The following is a 16,545-nucleotide window of genomic DNA, read 5'->3' on the forward strand; positions in this document are numbered from 1 at the left end:
TCTGAATATTAATTCTCAGGCAAAATATTTTTATATTTGGACGGAATCCGTAGATTCGGAACGACATTTATATTAAATTCTAAACGAGTAAATTTCAATTCCAATTTTATTTCATTGTCTTCAAAAAACAATTCAAAAGCTAATTTCTCCGGAAAAATTTTATTTTCGTAGGTTTTAAAATGGCTGTAATTAGCGCTAACTCTCATATCTTCTTCCAAATCTTCCAATGTCAATTTATAGGGTCTGAAGTAATCAGGTTCAATATGAAGTTTTTGTAGTACCAAAGCAAAATCTTTATTTTTACGTTTTTTCTTGAAGAATTTCTTTAACTTCCGGTTCAAGGCTTTCTTTTGTACAGTGGAAAGGACATAATCTTTATCCGTTTTTTCAAATTTAAATTTTCCTGATTTTAAATTAATTTGATTGCAATCGTCTAAATTCAAATAAGCATTCGTAAGGATACGCTGTATGCATGTAAAACCTAACCGAATCCCGAATTCGTTATAAAAGAAATCGTAATCAGTCAGCAAATATTTTTTATTATAAGAATCTACAAATTTGACACTATCAGAAGTTAGCAATATTCTAGCTACTTCAATTCCTAAAGGAGCCGTTACAGACATCCAGATAAAGCTATCTCTTTCAATCTTCAATACCCCTTTCAGCTTATTCTCTTTTCCGTTAATTTGGATAGAAACGTCTACTTTTTTAGCATATAATGAACGATAATCGAGTTCATTTGCCTCTAAATTTTTATAAAGTTTTCCCTCCGATATATTTACTACCTCTTTCGGTACTACTGTTTCTTTTACAGAACGACAAGAAAAAAGCAAGACGATAAAAAAACTGAATAAAAAATATTTGAACATAAAACTGAAATTCAAAATTCCTTTAATTTTCAAATGTATACTCACCGGATATCTTCGATTTCAGATCCTTTGAAACTTCATCTCCAGCATCCAAAGCTTTTTTCCACATTTCCAAAGCTTTCTCTTTTTCATCATTTCTATACAAAATATCTCCATAATGTTCGTAGAGAACTCCGGATATTTCCGGGCTATATTGAATAGCCAATTTCATATAATAAAGTGCCTGAGAATAGTCCTTACGCATATATAATACCCAAGCATAAGTATCTAAATAAGTCCCGTTTTCAGGTTCCAGCAAGACAGCTTGAGAGCTCATTTGCTCCGCTTTGCTTAAATTCTCATTTCTTAAAGAAAGATAGTAAGCATAGTTATTCAGAACTAAAGCATTATTCGGATTAATTTTCAATACTTCGTCAAACATATCAAAAGCTCTCTCAATGCTATCCAAATTATAATAACAATCCCCCAAATAGGAATAAAACTGTGCTTTTAACTGCATCTGATCCTCCACCAATTTTAATCCGTCTTGGAAAAATTCCATAGCATTTTCATAGTTTTTTTTCAACATTTCTGATATCCCTGCTAAAGCATAAGGTAGAGGCTGTTCGGGAAAATACTTAATTGCTTCCACGCTTTTATTATACATACAAATTGTATCCATCGTCTCATTACACAACAAAAGCAATTCTTCCCAAATCATATAATTATCTTTGTCTTGGGAAAGAATATATTCCAACTCGTTTTTAGCCTCTTCAATTTTATTTTCTTTTTTCAAAAAGTCAGAATGTAACGCTCTTACTGTCAAATCATCACTGTATTTACTCATCAATAAGTCCATATATCCCTTTAGCTGTTGATCCGATACCCGGGTACTATCTTTACTTAAAATCAGTCTGAGAATATATTGCACTTTAAAGGAATTATCCAATTCATCACTTAATAGAGCTTTTCTGGTATGATTTTCAGCCTCTTCTTCTTTGTTTTTTTCTCTATAATAATCTGCCAGATAAAGATGAACATATCCGTTTTGGGGATCGGTATTCAAAAGCTTATTCAGTATTTTAAGACCTTTTTTATCCTCATTATAGTTAAAATAAAGTTCTGCCAATAAACTTAAATATTCACTCTTTTCCGGATATTTATTAATCAATTTTATGGCTTCTTCCGAAGCACCTTTTAAATCATTTAATTTAGTGTAAAGTTTAATTTTTTCAATAGAAGCAGGTTCTGTTATGCCATATTGTTTTTCGTAACGATCATATACATCAATAGCTTTTTCCCATTTTTCGACAGAAGTATAAAGATTTGCTTCCAACAAATAAAATTCTTCTTTATCCGGATATTTGGCAATGATATCTGCGTATACATTACAAGCTTCCTCTATCATGGACTTTTTCTGTAAAACATGTGCTAAAAGCAATTTATACCACATATTTGACGGATTAGCTGTTACTGCTTCTCTTGCTAATTGAAGAGCTCCGTTATAATCTTCGCTCATCATCAAAAGATTTCCTAATTCATATTTTACTACAGGGCTTCCCGGATATATTTGAAGACATCTGTCAAAATAAGCTACAGCCTGCTGAAAATCACCTGTAATTTTATACTTCACTCCTTCCATAAAGGAATAATCAAAGTCCATTTTAGACTTCTCATCTAAACTTTCGTACCCATCTATCTTCTTTTTTTCATCCCCAAAAGCATTTATAGCCAGAAAAAAAGCAAAAAATAAAACAATCCACCTTTTCATATTCCTTTTTATTACAGATGATATCTTATGATTTAATTCTTACCCGTATGTCCAAATCCACCTGCTCCTCTTTCTGTTTCAGCCAAATCTTCCACTTCTATCCATTCAGCCTGCTCAATTTTATTGATAACCATCTGACAGATACGTTCTCCATCCTTTATCGTTATAGGATAACGGGACAAGTTAACGACTATAATTCCTATTTCGCCTCTATAATCTGCGTCAATGGTTCCAGGACTGTTCAGTAAACCCAAACCTTCATTTAAAGCCAGACCGCTTCTAGGCCGTATTTGCACTTCATATCCTTCCGGTAATTCTATAAATAAACCGGTAGGAATTAATTTTCTTTCCAAAGACTGCAATACCACATCTTCATCCAGATTAGCACGGATATCCATACCGGCTGACATGCTGGTTTTATATTCGGGTAAAGCATGCTTGGACTTATTGACTATTCTCATTTTCATCGCGAGTTATTTTTTAGTCGTAATTAGAAACAAAGATACTACTTTTTATGAAACATCTTATGTATAAAATCTTTACTAAATAAAAACCTCATTTCTCTTATCAAAAATATACAGATAAATAAAATTAATAAAGGAGTTCTTACAATGGAAGTTATCCAAGGATTTTCAAACGTAATGCATTTACCCAGAAAATAAAAAACAATCGTTAATAAAAAGTAAAAAATAATCTTACGTAAATCGTATTTTATAGAGTAGAATTTTTTACCCCATATTAATGAAAGAATACACATAACTAAAAAACAAGTAAAGACAGCATAAGCAGATCCTAAATATCCGATTCTCGGCAGTAATATTATATTCATGGATAGGGTAATTATACACCCTATAATAGCCATATAAGCTCCATAAATAGTTTTATCTGTCAATTTATACCATAAAGAAAGCGAATAGTACATTCCTTGAAAAAGATTAGCCATGAGGACCCAAGGTACAATGACTATACCAGCAAAATATTCAGGGCGCCTTACAAATAATTTTATAATATCGATCCAATACATCATACCTAAAAAAATAATCAGTCCAAAACCTGTAAAATAAAGAAAAACATCCCTGTATATTTTTTTCGAATCTTCCTGTTTTGAATAGTTGAAAAAAAATGGTTCAAAAGCAAAACGAAAACCTTGAGTAAAAATATACATCACTAACGCTAATTTATAATTGGCACCATATATTCCTGTCATGGATAAAGCTTCTTCCTGGCTCATGACTTCTCCCAATATTTTCGGCATCATTATTTTATCGCCTTGTAAATTAATCATCCCCGCCAGACTAACAATAAGCAGAGGAAAAGAGTATTTAAGAATGCATTTTAAAAGTCCAAAAGAAAAATAAAAACGGAATTTTAACATGTAAGGGAGTAACATAATAAAAGTAAATACGGAAGCAATTAGATAAGAAATAAAGATATAAACAATACCGCCGTTTGGATTATAAAAAGGGACCGCAATACCTTTCTGTTGCAGGAAAGGACAAAGTAATAAGAAAAATAGATTAAGACCTATATTAATACCTATATTAAGCAATTTAATTATCCCAAAACGAATAGGACGACATTCCAGTCGTAATAAAGCAAAAGGAATAGAACTGATTACGTCTATACTGACAGTTATAATCAATAAAATAAGATATTCTTTATGTTCCGCTACATTTAAAAAATCAGCTATTTCTCTCAGAAATAATAAAGTTAAAACAATAAATAAGGAGGTGGTAACCGATAAAGAAGTCATTAAAGTAGAGAAGACATTATTCTTATTATCGGTAGTAGCAAAGCGGAAAAAGCCAGTCTCTGTTCCATAAGTAAGTAAAACCATTAACAATGCTGTATAGGACATTAAATTTATTACTATTCCATATTCTTGAGTAGCAAATATACCCGCGTAAAGCGGTACTAATAACCAATTTACAAAACGTCCTAAAATAGTAGTAAAACCATATATAACAGTTTCTCCGGCTAATTTCTTTATCGGATTCATAACAGCAATTTATATCAATAATGTATGCAAAGGTACACATTGGAGTTTTTAAACAAACAGATTATAATTATTTATATTTTTATTTTTAAAATAATATGAGTATGATAATAGCTTGTTAGCTTATAGAAGAAATGTTTTAAATAAAACTTGTTTTTTATTTTATTAAAATTGAAGAGAAAGTTATACACAGGTTATTTAGACTTATATGTTTGATTAATTGAATGTTATTTTTATTTTCAACAGTTGTTAGAAAAGAAAGAGGGGAATAAATATTTTTTAATTTACTCCTTGTATTTGTTAATAAAAGGTAGAAATGTTTTGAAGTAAAATTTGATTCTAAATTTGGAGAATAGAAAAAAAAACATATCCGGCTGCAGAATTTAAAAATCCAAAGAAAGTTATTATTTGCTTCTATTTTTTATCAACATTCCATTCACATTTACATGGGAGTTGCTAACACAAATCTGAGAAAAGAATGATTATAAAAAAAGGATATCTATGGTGAGATATCCCTTAATAAAATTAGATATTTGAATAAAATACAGATAAATCGAAGGTACTCATACTCTTTGGACACCTCATTAAGATTTTTGTAATAAATTGATTTTTACTTTATAGGTTGGAAGAATTATAAGCCGCTCCTTTAGTTTTGATTAAAACTAAAGGCTTGTCAATGGATTATGATAATTGTTTATCCATCAACTTTTATTTTTTGACATTTTTCGTTTAAAAGTAGACTGGAATAAAGTTAAATTAATTGATTGGTAAAGGTATCCGGAAAAACTAAAGTAGGAGTATGTTTTTTAGCTTCTTCGAAATCCATAGAAGCATAAGAAATAATAATAACGATATCGCCTACTGCACATTTCCGGGCAGCTGGACCATTTAAACATACGATACCTGAATTTCTTTCTCCTTTAATCACATAAGTTTCAATTCTTTCTCCGTTATTTACATTAACAATTTGCACTTTTTCATTTTCAATGATGTTAGCTGCCTCCATTAAAGCTACATCAATTGTTACACTTCCCACGTACTGAAGGTTTGCTTCAGTTACTGTTACCTTATGAATTTTTGATTTTACAACTTCAATAAACATAGCGGTAATTTAAAATTAAAGGACAATGTTATCAATTAACCGGATTTTACCAGCATGAACTGCCACACAAACTACTCTATCGTTTTTTTCGTTCCAATTTTGTATGATCTGCAAAGTAGTGTTGTCAACAATTTCAACATATTCTGTTTTTAAATAAGGATTACTGTCAATCTGATCTGTAATCCATTTTTTTAGGTCATCGACACTCATTTGGGCTACTAAGTTACGAGCTTTTTTTAATGTAGCGTATATATGAGGAGCATTTTTTTTATGTTCTTCATCCAGTAGCATATTTCTGGAACTTAAAGCTAATCCGCTTGCTTCACGAATGATCGGGCAAGAAACGATATCAATTTTATAGTTTAGTTGTTGTACCATATTTTTAATGATTGCAATTTGCTGAAAGTCTTTCATTCCAAAAAAGGCTTTATCAGGAGTTACAATATCAAAAAGACGGCTTACCACTTGACCGACTCCGTTAAAATGTCCAGGTCTGCGGGCTCCTTCCATGATATTTTCCAAATATCCGAAATTGAATTTGCGTATATCTTTTTCCGGATATATCTCTTCAACGGTAGGGAGAAAGACAAGATCGCAATCTACTGTGTTTAGCAGAGAAATATCCTGTTCCGGAGTGCGCGGATAACGCTTTAAATCTTCCGGATCGTTAAACTGAGTGGGATTCACAAATATACTGACAACGGTAATGTCGGTATTTTTTTTACATTCTCTTACTAATGACAGATGTCCTTCATGAAGAGCACCCATAGTAGGCACGAGTCCGATCGTTTTGCCTTTTTTCCTAAAATCATTGATATATGAAATCAATTCTTTTTTAGTAGTAACAACTTTCATGATACTTATTTAAAATCCGGGGTGCAAGTTTACAAACTATTTTTGATATAACATCCAATATTTTAAAAAAGATAAGCCATCGATTTTTTTATGGGAAAAAGAAGTTTTTTAGTGAAATGTATTTATAGGAAATTCTTTTTTATTTTATGGAATATTTATTTGTAGAGAGAACGGATATCTGGATGGACGGATGTCAATACTTCTACTAATTGACTTCGGCTAACGCCCTCCCGCATTACAATGAAGATAGTATCGTCGCCCGCTACGGTACCTAAAATTTCAAAATAGTTTTCACTGTCAATTAATACAGTTACGGCATTGGCATAACCGGGAAGTGTTTTGATAACTGCCATATTACCTGAAAAATCAACGCTTAGTATGGCATCAGTGATAATGGATGAAATCTTCTCTTCTCTTTGTTCGTTAGCATTTTCGGGTATAATGTAAATATAACCTTTTTCCTTGTGTGGAATTTTAGCTACTTTCATAAACTTAAGATCTCTTGAAAGTGTGCTTTGTGTGGCTTCTACTCCAAGTTCTTTCAAACGAAATAACAATTCTTCTTGGGAAGATATTAATTCGGACTCTATCAATTTTCGGATAGTTAGAAGTCTTTTAGTTTTATTTCTCATACTTGAAGGTAGTTTTCAGCAAAGATATAAAGAAAGTTGATAAATGCTAAAAGAAACGCGGAAATTGCGATAGGTATACTTCGGGATTTCATAATTGCATAAATATAGAATAACATTACATATTTATTCTTTGCAAAAGCGAAAAAAGATCGCTACTTTTGTCCTAATTTGGACATAAGGTATTTAATGAATATGCAGAATTTGAAAAAAGCGCGTTTGGTTCTGGAAGATGGAACCATTTTTGAAGGAACCTCTTTTGGGTACGAAAAATCAGTATCGGGAGAGGTTGTTTTTTATACAGCCATGACGGGTTATCCGGAGAGTTTGACAGATCCTTCTTACAAAGGACAAATTTTGGTACCTACTTATCCGATGATTGGGAATTACGGCGTGCCTAAAGATGCTTATCAGGAAGGTTTGTCTCAATTTTTTGAATCGGATAAAATACATTGTACGGCGCTTATCATTTCTGATTATTCGTCTGAATACAGTCATTGGAACTCTCAAAAAAGTCTCGGGGAATGGTTAAAAGATCAGAAAGTACCGGGGCTTTTTGGTATAGATACGCGGGCTTTGACAAAAAAATTGAGGGAACATGGAGCAATGTTGGGAAAAATTGTTTTTGCCGGTCAGGAGATAGATTTTTACGACCCTAATAAAGAAAATATTGTAGCGCAAGTTTCCACACCCGATATAAAAGAGTATGGAAAAGGGAAATATAAGGTAGTATTGGTAGATTGTGGGGTAAAATATAACATTATCCGATGTTTATTAAAAAGGGATATTACTGTAAAGAGGGTACCTTGGAATTATGATTTTAGTCAGGAGGATTGTGACGGTATTTTTCTGTCGAACGGGCCAGGCGATCCTGCGCAATGTAGGGAAACAATAGAAAATATCAGAAAAGTATTGGATACTGATACTCCGGTAATGGGTATTTGTTTGGGCAATCAGCTGATGGCCAGAGCTGCCGGAGCGGATACATATAAATTAAAATACGGGCACAGGAGTCACAATCAACCTGTAATGCAACCGGGTCAGTCCCGTTGTTATATTACTTCACAAAATCATGGATTTGCTATCGATGATAAGACGTTACCTGAAAATTGGGAACCACTTTTTGTAAATGTAAATGACGGAACAAATGAAGGGATTTGTCATAAGTATAAACCATTCTTTTCTGCTCAATTTCATCCGGAAGCTTCCAGTGGACCGGTAGATACGGAATATCTTTTCGATCTGTTTGTAGAGAAAATGAAAGCAAGACATATCAATAAATAACGGATTGAAAAAAGATTTTGTTTTATCCTTTAAAATTGAATAGAAATGAAAGAAATAAATAAAATATTATTATTGGGTTCTGGTGCATTGAAGATAGGAGAGGCGGGAGAGTTCGACTACTCTGGGTCACAAGCCTTGAAAGCAATAAGGGAGGAAGGTAAATACAGTGTATTGATAAATCCTAATATTGCCACTGTTCAAACTTCAGAAGGAATAGCTGATAAAATTTATTATTTACCGGTGACTCCTGAATTTGTAGAAAAAGTGATTGAAAAAGAGCGACCGGATGGAATTCTCTTATCGTTTGGAGGACAGACGGCTTTGAATTGCGGAGTGGCTTTGTATAAAAGCGGAATACTGGAAAAATATGGGGTAGAAGTGTTAGGAACTCCGGTACAAGCGATTATCGATACGGAAGACCGGGAAATATTTTCTGAAAAATTACATGAAATAGACGTAAAAACACCTCGCAGTATAGCTGCTAATAATATGGAAGAAGCTATTACAGCAGCTAAAGAATTAGGGTTTCCTTTGATTATCCGGGCTGCTTATACTCTGGGAGGTCTGGGATCTGGATTCTGCTCTGATATGGAAGAATTGAAAAAATTGGCCGGTAGTGCTTTTTCTTATTCTCCTCAAATATTGGTAGAAGAATCTTTGAAAGGTTGGAAAGAGATTGAATATGAAGTTGTAAGGGATCAATACGATAATTGTATCACTGTATGTAATATGGAAAATTTTGATCCTTTAGGTATACATACCGGAGAGAGTATTGTGGTAGCCCCTTCCCAGACATTAAGTAACAGCGAGTATCATAAACTTCGGCAAATCGCCATTAAAATTATCCGTCATATCGGTATTGTAGGAGAATGTAATGTACAGTATACATTGGATCCTAATTCTGAAGATTATAGAGTGATAGAAGTAAATGCTCGTTTATCCCGTTCCAGTGCTTTGGCTTCAAAGGCAACAGGATATCCATTGGCTTTTGTTGCAGCTAAATTGGCTATGGGATATGGATTACATGAGATAAAAAATTCAGTTACGAAAGTGACTACTGCTTGTTTTGAGCCTGCCTTGGATTATATTGTATGTAAAATTCCGCGTTGGGATTTAAATAAATTTGAAGGCGTATCGAAATTAATTGGTTCTTCTATGAAAAGCGTAGGAGAAATTATGGCTATTGGAAGGACTTTTGAAGAAGTAATTCAAAAGGGACTTCGTATGGTAGGGCAGGGGATGCATGGTTTTGTAGGGAATAATAAAGACGTAAAAAATATAGATGAAGAATTAACCCATCCTACGGATGTACGTATTTTCGCCATTGCTGCTGCTTTTGATCAGGGGTATTCTGTGGAGAAAATTCATGAAATGACGAAGATTGATAATTGGTTTCTCGAACGATTAGAAAATATTCATAAGCTGAAAAATGAATTGAGTAAGTATACTACTGTCCGGGGAGTTACTCCTGCTATGCTGAAAAAAGCAAAACAGATGGGATTCTCAGATTTTCAGATCGGTCGTTTTACAATTAAAGATACTACTTTAACAGCTCATCAGAAGATGTTAAAGGTAAGAGAGTATAGAAAGGAACTGGGTATTGTCCCTTGTATTAAACAAATTGATACTTTGGCTGGAGAATATCCGGCGAAAACGAATTATTTATATGCTACTTATAACGGAAGCGAAACGGATATTACTTATGAACGGGATGGACGCTCTGTAATTGTACTGGGGTCGGGTGCTTATCGTATCGGAAGTAGTGTAGAATTTGACTGGTGTTGTGTAAGTGCAGTAAATGCCATTAAAAAAGCAGGATATCGTTCTGTAATGATTAATTATAATCCGGAAACCGTGAGTACAGACTACGATACTTGTGATCGGCTTTATTTTGATGAATTGTCTTTTGAGCGGGTTATGGATATTGTGGATCTGGAGGAACCTAAAGGAGTCATTGTTTCCACTGGAGGCCAAATTCCCAATAACTTAGCCATGAGACTTTATGGACAACATGTAAATATTTTGGGAACTTCTGCTTTATCTATCGATAGGGCGGAAGATCGTCAAAAATTTTCTTCTATGTGCGATCAACTGGGCATTGATCAACCTCGTTGGAGGGAATTGACAAGTATTGATGATATTTATAAATTTATTGACGAAGTAGGTTTTCCGTTGTTAATTCGTCCTTCTTATGTTCTTTCGGGAGCTGCCATGAATGTTGTTTCTAACAAAGAAGAGTTATTGCATTTCCTGGAATTAGCGGCAGAGGTTTCTAAAGATCATCCTGTAGTCGTAACTGAATTTGTTCAACAAGCCAAGGAAGTAGAAATAGATGCTGTCGCTCAGGAAGGGATAATAAAGGCTTATGCTATTAGTGAACATGTGGAGTTTGCAGGAGTGCATTCTGGAGATGCTACTATTGTATTTCCGGCTCAGAAGCTTTATATTGAAACAATCAGGCGTATTAAAAAGATTGCCCGTGCTATTGCGAAAGAATTGAATATTTCAGGTCCTTTCAATATGCAGTTTTTAGCTAAGGATAATGATATTAAAGTTATTGAATGTAATCTTAGGGCTTCCCGGAGTTTTCCATTTGTTTCCAAAGTATTAAAGTATAATTTCGTAGAAATGGCGACACGTATTATGCTCGGGGAACACGTGGAAGAATTGCATAAATCTGTATTTGATCTGGATTACGTAGGGGTAAAAGCTTCTCAATTTTCTTTTGCCCGTTTGTTAAAAGCCGATCCGGTATTAGGAGTGGATATGTCTTCTACCGGAGAGGTCGGTTGCATTGGTGAAAATTATTATGAAGCAATACTGAAGAGTATGTTGTCTGTAGGGCATCGTATACCGGAGAAAAATATATTGATTTCATCGGGACCTACCCGTTCAAAAGTGGAATTATTGGAATCCACTCGTATGCTGATTGCTAAAGGTTATACTATATTTGCTACGGCTGGAACCGCTAAATTTTTTGCCGATAATGGTATAGAAGTTTCTGTTTTGTATTGGCCGGATGAAGCAAAAGAGCCGAATATTATGGATTATCTTAAAAATAAGAAAATTGATATGGTCATTAATATCCCGAAGAATTTAACGAAACGGGAACTGGATAATGGTTATAAGATTCGGAGGGCTGCAGTAGATTATAATATACCTTTACTTACGAATGCCCGTTTAGCAAGTGCTTTTATTTATGCTATTTGTAAAGTAGATAAAGAGGATATTGCTATAAAAAGCTGGGATGAATACCGATAAAATTTTTACAAATAAAAGCAGAGAATAAAGGTCTAAAAAGTTTTATAGACGAATAAACGATTTTTTAAGTCTGATCGACAGAATTTGACCTCTCTTTGAGAGGCGAATTTAAGTGTTGATAGATGAATATTCGTTCTAAATCCTTATTATACTCCTCTGTTCTACAAAGAATATTTATCTTCAAAAAGGCCAAATTTTGGCTTTGAGATCTTTATTCTCTACTTTTTATGACATATGCTAAAAGGGATAAGCAGCTGTATGGATATAAAATTTCTAAAATATTCATAAGATATTAGTGTAAAGCTCTTAAAATTCTTTTATTTGTAATATAAAAATTTTTAGTTCTATTATAACTCTTCACGGAAAACAATAAATTCGACGTGTGTTTGTAAAGGAGTAGGGTAGAAGAGGATGGAGGATAAAAGCGAGGTGTGGTATGTTTTGGAGTAAGAAAATAGGTGTATATTTAATATGCCTGGGAAGTGCTTTGTTAATTACAATACAGGGAAAAGGGGAAAAAAGATTAGCGAATGAGTCGCTTCCTGAGGGATTTTTAAGAATAACTGAAAGAGAGTATATTCCCGAAGTTTGTCGTTTTATGTTTCGGGATCACGAACCTCCGGAAGTTATGTTTGATGAGAAGGAACGAAGTTTTTATGTGAATGAACCTTTACAGGTTCGGTTGACTCGAAAAAAAGAGTTATTATTACGCTTTTATTCGCCTCGTTCCATCCAAAATGTAACTATATGGGCTTACCTTCAAGAAGGAGGAGAACGGGTCAGATTAATGGAATTTGAGGTGATTTGGCCATTTTTGGAATTTCGTCGGTTACTTCCTTTTGGAAATAAAGATTATAAATATTACACAGCAGCAGGAAAAGCTGTCTTATTGAATCCAAAAACAAAAATCGGTGAATTGAAATTAGAGATAGAGTGTAAAGATCCTCTTTATGTACAAATGACAAGTTCTCCTTGTCATTGGAAAATAGCTTTTGGAGCTTATTGTGGTGAAAATTGGTCCCCTTTATTACCTGCTCATGCACGGGAAGCTGTAGCTATATCTTTGAATTTATCTTCTTTATTTGCTTCACAAGAATTTTTGCAGGAAATAGACAGATATAGAGGAAAATTGTATCTGGATAATTCTAAAACTGTAATTAATATCGATGAACTCTTTACGCAAATTTTTTCTTTAAAAATGTTGAGATACGTGCATGTTATAGGAAGGAATGGGGTAGGAGGGAATAATATTATGGGATTAAATGAGTGGTGTTATTTGGAACATTATCCAGATGATGAATGCAAAGCACATACTATTTTTCATGAATTTGCCCATTGTATGGGGTATAATCATAGCGGTAATATGACTTATGTAAATGGATTGGGAAAAGGTTGGGTGGCTTTGTGTAGTGAATTGTATGCTCAGCTGTGTATCGATCAAAAGTTGCCGGTTTATTCCCGTCATTTTTTATGTACCAGGCAATGTAATAATAGGTATGGAGGAGATTTGTACGTACAGAAGAAGACTAAACGGAAAAAATAATCTGTTTTTCTTTTAAATAAAATATCTTTGTAAAAGTATCTTTTAAGGAAAAGATACGTATGATTAAGAAAACATATAATATGCCATTTTTAAGATTTCATACAATTGATCCGGTAAAATTAGCGGAAATTAGTCGGGAAATGACTGATCGGCTTCAGGAAATAATCGGTTGTCCCCGGGAACATATAGTATTGGAAGTTATTCATTCCGAAATAGTCACAGATGGACAAATAGGACAAGGAGATTGGCCTTTTATTGAAGTAGCGTATTTTGAGCGAAGTTTAGAAATACAAGATGGAGTTGCTCATATTATTTGTCAATATCTGAAACAGGTGGGGTATGAGAATGTCGATATTCATTTTTCTTATCTTAGTAACCGGAATTACTACGAAAATGGAAACTGCTCTCAATAAGTATTTTCCGTTTCCATCTTGAAAAGGTTAGATAGATAAAAACTCTCGTATACAAATGTACCCGTTACAATCAATGGATGAATTTCTTTGATGTTCGAGGTATGATTTGGAATAACTATTACGTTCCTCGCAAATGGCAAGTTTTTCTTAGTATTTCTCTCGTTTGAGTAACAACTTGTTTCTCGATTTTAGACAGGCTTTCTTTACTGTTTTAGAAGGAGTATCCAGATGTGAAGTCAGCCGGGTAAGAAGTTCACATAGCTTATCCCTGTTTATGCTTGTTAAAGAGGTTGCAGCAGCAAAGGGATTTATCGCTGAATTTCAGTAGATAAAGCCTTATTTTTTTGGAGGGAGGAAAAAAGAAAAACGAGACTTCTAAAAGAAATCTCGTTTTGTCTATTTAAAAGCAGTCTATAAAGACGCTCTTTTTTAGTTTAAGCAGAAAATGGATTATTTATGCTTTTCCATAGAAACGTATGTATAACGGGAAGTACCTCCTTTGTATTCACCCACGCTGCTACCGCTACCGTCAAACATCCACAAGATAAAGCCTTTCATCTCTTTTTCTCCGTATACACCGTTATCGACAAAGGTGTATATCAAATCATTACGTGTTCCGTCAGGTTCACTGATCAGCCCAACACCATCTGCCCAGGTGAATGTTCCGTCTCCGCTAACTTCCCAGGGACAAAGTCTTACAGTATTGGTACCTGATTTTCCAACATCCTGTTTTAATATCTCCATGCTTCCATTGGTATAATATTTCATCACGAACGGCATACTCAGACCGGTAACGTTGAAACTTTCATTTCTGGTCTTCGTTGTTAAGGTTACTTTCACGCTTGAACCTTCCCCATAGTTGAAATCCCATTCTCCGAGCAGATCATCATAAGATAACGGTTTTGCCGGATCCTGGAAAACGGAAATAACAGCATAAACATTTTCTGTTACGCTCAGTTTGACTGTTCCTTTACGGGTTTTTATTGCTTCGTTTGCTCCGGCTTTTACAATCAGCGTATCTCCTACCTGAGTTGCATTGATCCAGGAATCAGAAGCTTCTACTTTTACCGGGATATCACAAATGATCTCCACCTGCTGTTCGTCTCCAGCGCCGGCCAGGATAATTTCGGACGGATTTGTCTTAATAGAAAGTCCGTACTGAGTCACAGGAACGGTACGTTTTAAGTTTCCTGACGTCAGGATTACCTGACCTGTACGTCCGTTCACATCGCGGTTTTCAGAAGCCACAACCTTTACAACATTACCGGATACAGAAACGGTAAACCAATCCTTGTCTGCCTTTGCTGTCACATTAGGAACGACAACAGTTATCGATCCTTCCCCTCCTCCTGCACCAAAGATCACTTCAGAACTTTCAATGCCCAGTTCCGGAATATTGCTGTCGTTCTCGTTGTCTGAGCACCCTGCCAAAAAGAGGCAGAGTGTCATTATCAATAAGCTGAATATTTTTTTCATAGATCTCTAATTTTATTTTTTTGTCAACGTAATTTCGTAGAACCGTCCTCCGCCACTTCCAATGCTCGAACCAGATCCGTCGAATTTCCAATATATAAAGCCGTCAACAATATAACCCGGCCATAATTTGTTATCTTTAAAATTAATTGTCAGCTGACCTCCTTCTTCCGTACATACGCCGATCAGTCCTCCGTCAACAAAAGTAACATAACCTTTATTTGAATCCCACATAGCAATTCCCATGTATTGGTTTGAACCCAGCTCTGCCAGGAATTTCTGAAATCCTAAGGTAATTGTACCATTTGCCAAATCGAATCCGAATTCAAACGGATAATCCAATGTGCCACCAGCAGCAGTAAAGGATTTCTTATTTACTTTTTCACTGATTGTAATTTCTGTCGTTTTATTACCACTATATTTCATGGTATAAGTACCGATAAAGTCCCTATAAAAACGATATCCTTCCGGCAAATAAGCTTCGAATTCTGCATCTACCCCAGCATCTGTACAAGTAAAAGTAACCGCTTCATCATTCCAGTCGAAGTTTTCCATTTTCACCTGACTGTTACTTCTGAGGTCTTTTGTATAAACGAATGGTTCATACAGTTTTATACCAGTAGGAGTAAAGGTGAAAGCCAAACCTTCTTCCTGCACAACCACATCACCTGATTCATCGAATTGTTCATAAGCGATATTCAGCACCCTATCCGAAAGAACAGCCATAGAAACGGAATCACCATTAACCCGGAAGAAGTAATTACCAAAAGAAGCACTTTCTTCCATAGCGGCTATCGAAGCATAATAGGCCTTCGGATCGGTAGGTTCCTCAAGACGGATCATCACCAGTTTATTATCATACTTCTTCCCTTTTAAGATAATCTTACCAGGTGTAACCTCCATAAAAACAAATTCATAATCCCCGGCCATACCGTCTACATCACTGGAGCCATTCGGTTCAGTGAAGTGATGTAAAATCTCATTATAGGTATTGAATGTCAATACCGGTCCCATATCGGAGATAACATCATACTGAGAAGTCAGCGTGTCCCCGGCTTCATAATTACGGGTAGCAACTTCAGAAGAAAGGGTAACATTCCCTTCAGCCGTAAATTTGGCCATCATATTATAACCACCGATAGAATGGTTTTTCTCGGGATAGTAAGCCAACAGCCAGCCGTTTTCTGCAGCAGCCAGTGTAGCCCTGTATTCCTTCATGGCAGCCGCGATTCTCTCGGCAGCAGAAGCATCGAATATGTCCTTCTCGTCCTCTACGCAGGATTGCAGGGAGAAGAACGGGAGAAGAAGGATTAAATATAGTATTTTCTTCATAACAGACAATGTATTAAATTTGTGTTAAATCCAACTGA

General features: G+C 34.7%; 13 protein-coding genes. 4 read left to right on the plus strand and 9 right to left on the minus strand.

Going from position 1 to position 16,545, the window contains the following annotated elements:
- Positions 1–8 precede the first annotated feature (8 nt).
- The 7 genes from HMPREF9449_RS12225 to argR form a co-directional block, all read right to left on the minus strand.
- Positions 9–869: a DUF4292 domain-containing protein gene (locus HMPREF9449_RS12225; protein WP_009137575.1), complete on the minus strand. Its 861-nt coding sequence runs from the start codon at positions 867–869 to the stop codon at positions 9–11.
- Between the two features lie 22 nt (positions 870–891).
- Positions 892–2,619, minus strand: a complete 1,728-nt coding sequence (locus HMPREF9449_RS12230) for a tetratricopeptide repeat protein (RefSeq protein WP_009137576.1) — start codon at positions 2,617–2,619, stop codon at positions 892–894.
- Between the two features lie 32 nt (positions 2,620–2,651).
- Positions 2,652–3,086 carry a dUTP diphosphatase gene (gene dut, locus HMPREF9449_RS12235; RefSeq protein ID WP_009137577.1) on the minus strand — a complete coding sequence of 145 codons (435 nt, stop codon included), beginning with the start codon at positions 3,084–3,086 and terminating at the stop codon, positions 2,652–2,654.
- Positions 3,087–3,124: 38 nt separating this feature from the next.
- Positions 3,125–4,618, minus strand: coding sequence for a polysaccharide biosynthesis C-terminal domain-containing protein (locus HMPREF9449_RS12240; protein WP_009137578.1), 1,494 nt, complete (start codon positions 4,616–4,618; stop codon positions 3,125–3,127).
- Positions 4,619–5,366: 748 nt separating this feature from the next.
- Positions 5,367–5,717 (minus strand): aspartate 1-decarboxylase, encoded by a 351-nt coding sequence (panD, locus tag HMPREF9449_RS12245; protein ID WP_009137579.1) that lies wholly within the window; start codon positions 5,715–5,717, stop codon positions 5,367–5,369.
- Positions 5,718–5,732: 15 nt separating this feature from the next.
- Entirely contained in the window at positions 5,733–6,572 is an 840-nt protein-coding gene (gene panC, locus HMPREF9449_RS12250; protein WP_009137580.1) for a pantoate--beta-alanine ligase, read from the minus strand.
- A gap of 155 nt (positions 6,573–6,727) precedes the next feature.
- Complete coding sequence (gene argR / locus HMPREF9449_RS12255; RefSeq protein WP_040611428.1) at positions 6,728–7,204, minus strand: arginine repressor; 477 nt, start codon at positions 7,202–7,204, stop codon at positions 6,728–6,730.
- Between the two features lie 192 nt (positions 7,205–7,396).
- Here argR and carA point away from each other — a divergent pair, with 192 nt between their 5' ends.
- The 4 genes from carA to HMPREF9449_RS12275 all read left to right on the plus strand — a co-directional run bounded on the left by carA (position 7,397) and on the right by HMPREF9449_RS12275 (position 13,702).
- A complete protein-coding gene (carA, locus tag HMPREF9449_RS12260) occupies positions 7,397–8,485 on the plus strand; it encodes a glutamine-hydrolyzing carbamoyl-phosphate synthase small subunit (protein WP_009137582.1) in 1,089 nt (362 codons plus the stop codon).
- Between the two features lie 45 nt (positions 8,486–8,530).
- Positions 8,531–11,746, plus strand: coding sequence for a carbamoyl-phosphate synthase (glutamine-hydrolyzing) large subunit (gene carB / locus HMPREF9449_RS12265; protein ID WP_009137583.1), 3,216 nt, complete (start codon positions 8,531–8,533; stop codon positions 11,744–11,746).
- 436 nt (positions 11,747–12,182) lie between these two features.
- Positions 12,183–13,289 carry a hypothetical protein gene (locus HMPREF9449_RS12270; protein WP_009137584.1) on the plus strand — a complete coding sequence of 369 codons (1,107 nt, stop codon included), beginning with the start codon at positions 12,183–12,185 and terminating at the stop codon, positions 13,287–13,289.
- An 80-nt stretch (positions 13,290–13,369) separates the two neighbouring features.
- Positions 13,370–13,702 (plus strand): DUF1904 family protein, encoded by a 333-nt coding sequence (locus HMPREF9449_RS12275; protein WP_040611868.1) that lies wholly within the window; start codon positions 13,370–13,372, stop codon positions 13,700–13,702.
- A 450-nt stretch (positions 13,703–14,152) separates the two neighbouring features.
- On the opposite strand, the gene HMPREF9449_RS15965 is transcribed toward HMPREF9449_RS12275, so the two are convergent.
- Together HMPREF9449_RS15965 and HMPREF9449_RS12285 are read right to left on the minus strand one after the other, a co-directional pair.
- Complete coding sequence (locus HMPREF9449_RS15965; RefSeq protein ID WP_009137586.1) at positions 14,153–15,178, minus strand: BACON domain-containing protein; 1,026 nt, start codon at positions 15,176–15,178, stop codon at positions 14,153–14,155.
- 12 nt (positions 15,179–15,190) lie between these two features.
- Entirely contained in the window at positions 15,191–16,507 is a 1,317-nt protein-coding gene (locus HMPREF9449_RS12285) for a DUF4302 domain-containing protein (RefSeq protein ID WP_009137587.1), read from the minus strand.
- Positions 16,508–16,545 lie beyond the last annotated feature (38 nt).

The organism is Odoribacter laneus YIT 12061, from assembly GCF_000243215.1.
In the GTDB taxonomy this organism is placed as follows: domain Bacteria; phylum Bacteroidota; class Bacteroidia; order Bacteroidales; family Marinifilaceae; genus Culturomica; species Culturomica lanea.

Excerpts from the sequence above, each read along its gene's own strand:
- HMPREF9449_RS12225 (WP_009137575.1), bottom strand. The coding sequence starts at position 869 with ATGTTCAAATATTTTTTATTCAGTTTTTTTATCGTCTTGCTTTTTTCT.
- HMPREF9449_RS12230 (WP_009137576.1), bottom strand. The coding sequence starts at position 2,619 with ATGAAAAGGTGGATTGTTTTATTTTTTGCTTTTTTTCTGGCTATAAAT.
- dut (WP_009137577.1), bottom strand. The coding sequence starts at position 3,086 with ATGAAAATGAGAATAGTCAATAAGTCCAAGCATGCTTTACCCGAATAT.
- HMPREF9449_RS12240 (WP_009137578.1), bottom strand. The coding sequence starts at position 4,618 with ATGAATCCGATAAAGAAATTAGCCGGAGAAACTGTTATATATGGTTTT.
- panD (WP_009137579.1), bottom strand. The coding sequence starts at position 5,717 with ATGTTTATTGAAGTTGTAAAATCAAAAATTCATAAGGTAACAGTAACT.
- panC (WP_009137580.1), bottom strand. The coding sequence starts at position 6,572 with ATGAAAGTTGTTACTACTAAAAAAGAATTGATTTCATATATCAATGAT.
- argR (WP_040611428.1), bottom strand. The coding sequence starts at position 7,204 with ATGAGAAATAAAACTAAAAGACTTCTAACTATCCGAAAATTGATAGAG.
- carA (WP_009137582.1), top strand. The coding sequence starts at position 7,397 with ATGCAGAATTTGAAAAAAGCGCGTTTGGTTCTGGAAGATGGAACCATT.
- carB (WP_009137583.1), top strand. The coding sequence starts at position 8,531 with ATGAAAGAAATAAATAAAATATTATTATTGGGTTCTGGTGCATTGAAG.
- HMPREF9449_RS12270 (WP_009137584.1), top strand. The coding sequence starts at position 12,183 with ATGTTTTGGAGTAAGAAAATAGGTGTATATTTAATATGCCTGGGAAGT.
- HMPREF9449_RS12275 (WP_040611868.1), top strand. The coding sequence starts at position 13,370 with ATGCCATTTTTAAGATTTCATACAATTGATCCGGTAAAATTAGCGGAA.
- HMPREF9449_RS15965 (WP_009137586.1), bottom strand. The coding sequence starts at position 15,178 with ATGAAAAAAATATTCAGCTTATTGATAATGACACTCTGCCTCTTTTTG.
- HMPREF9449_RS12285 (WP_009137587.1), bottom strand. The coding sequence starts at position 16,507 with ATGAAGAAAATACTATATTTAATCCTTCTTCTCCCGTTCTTCTCCCTG.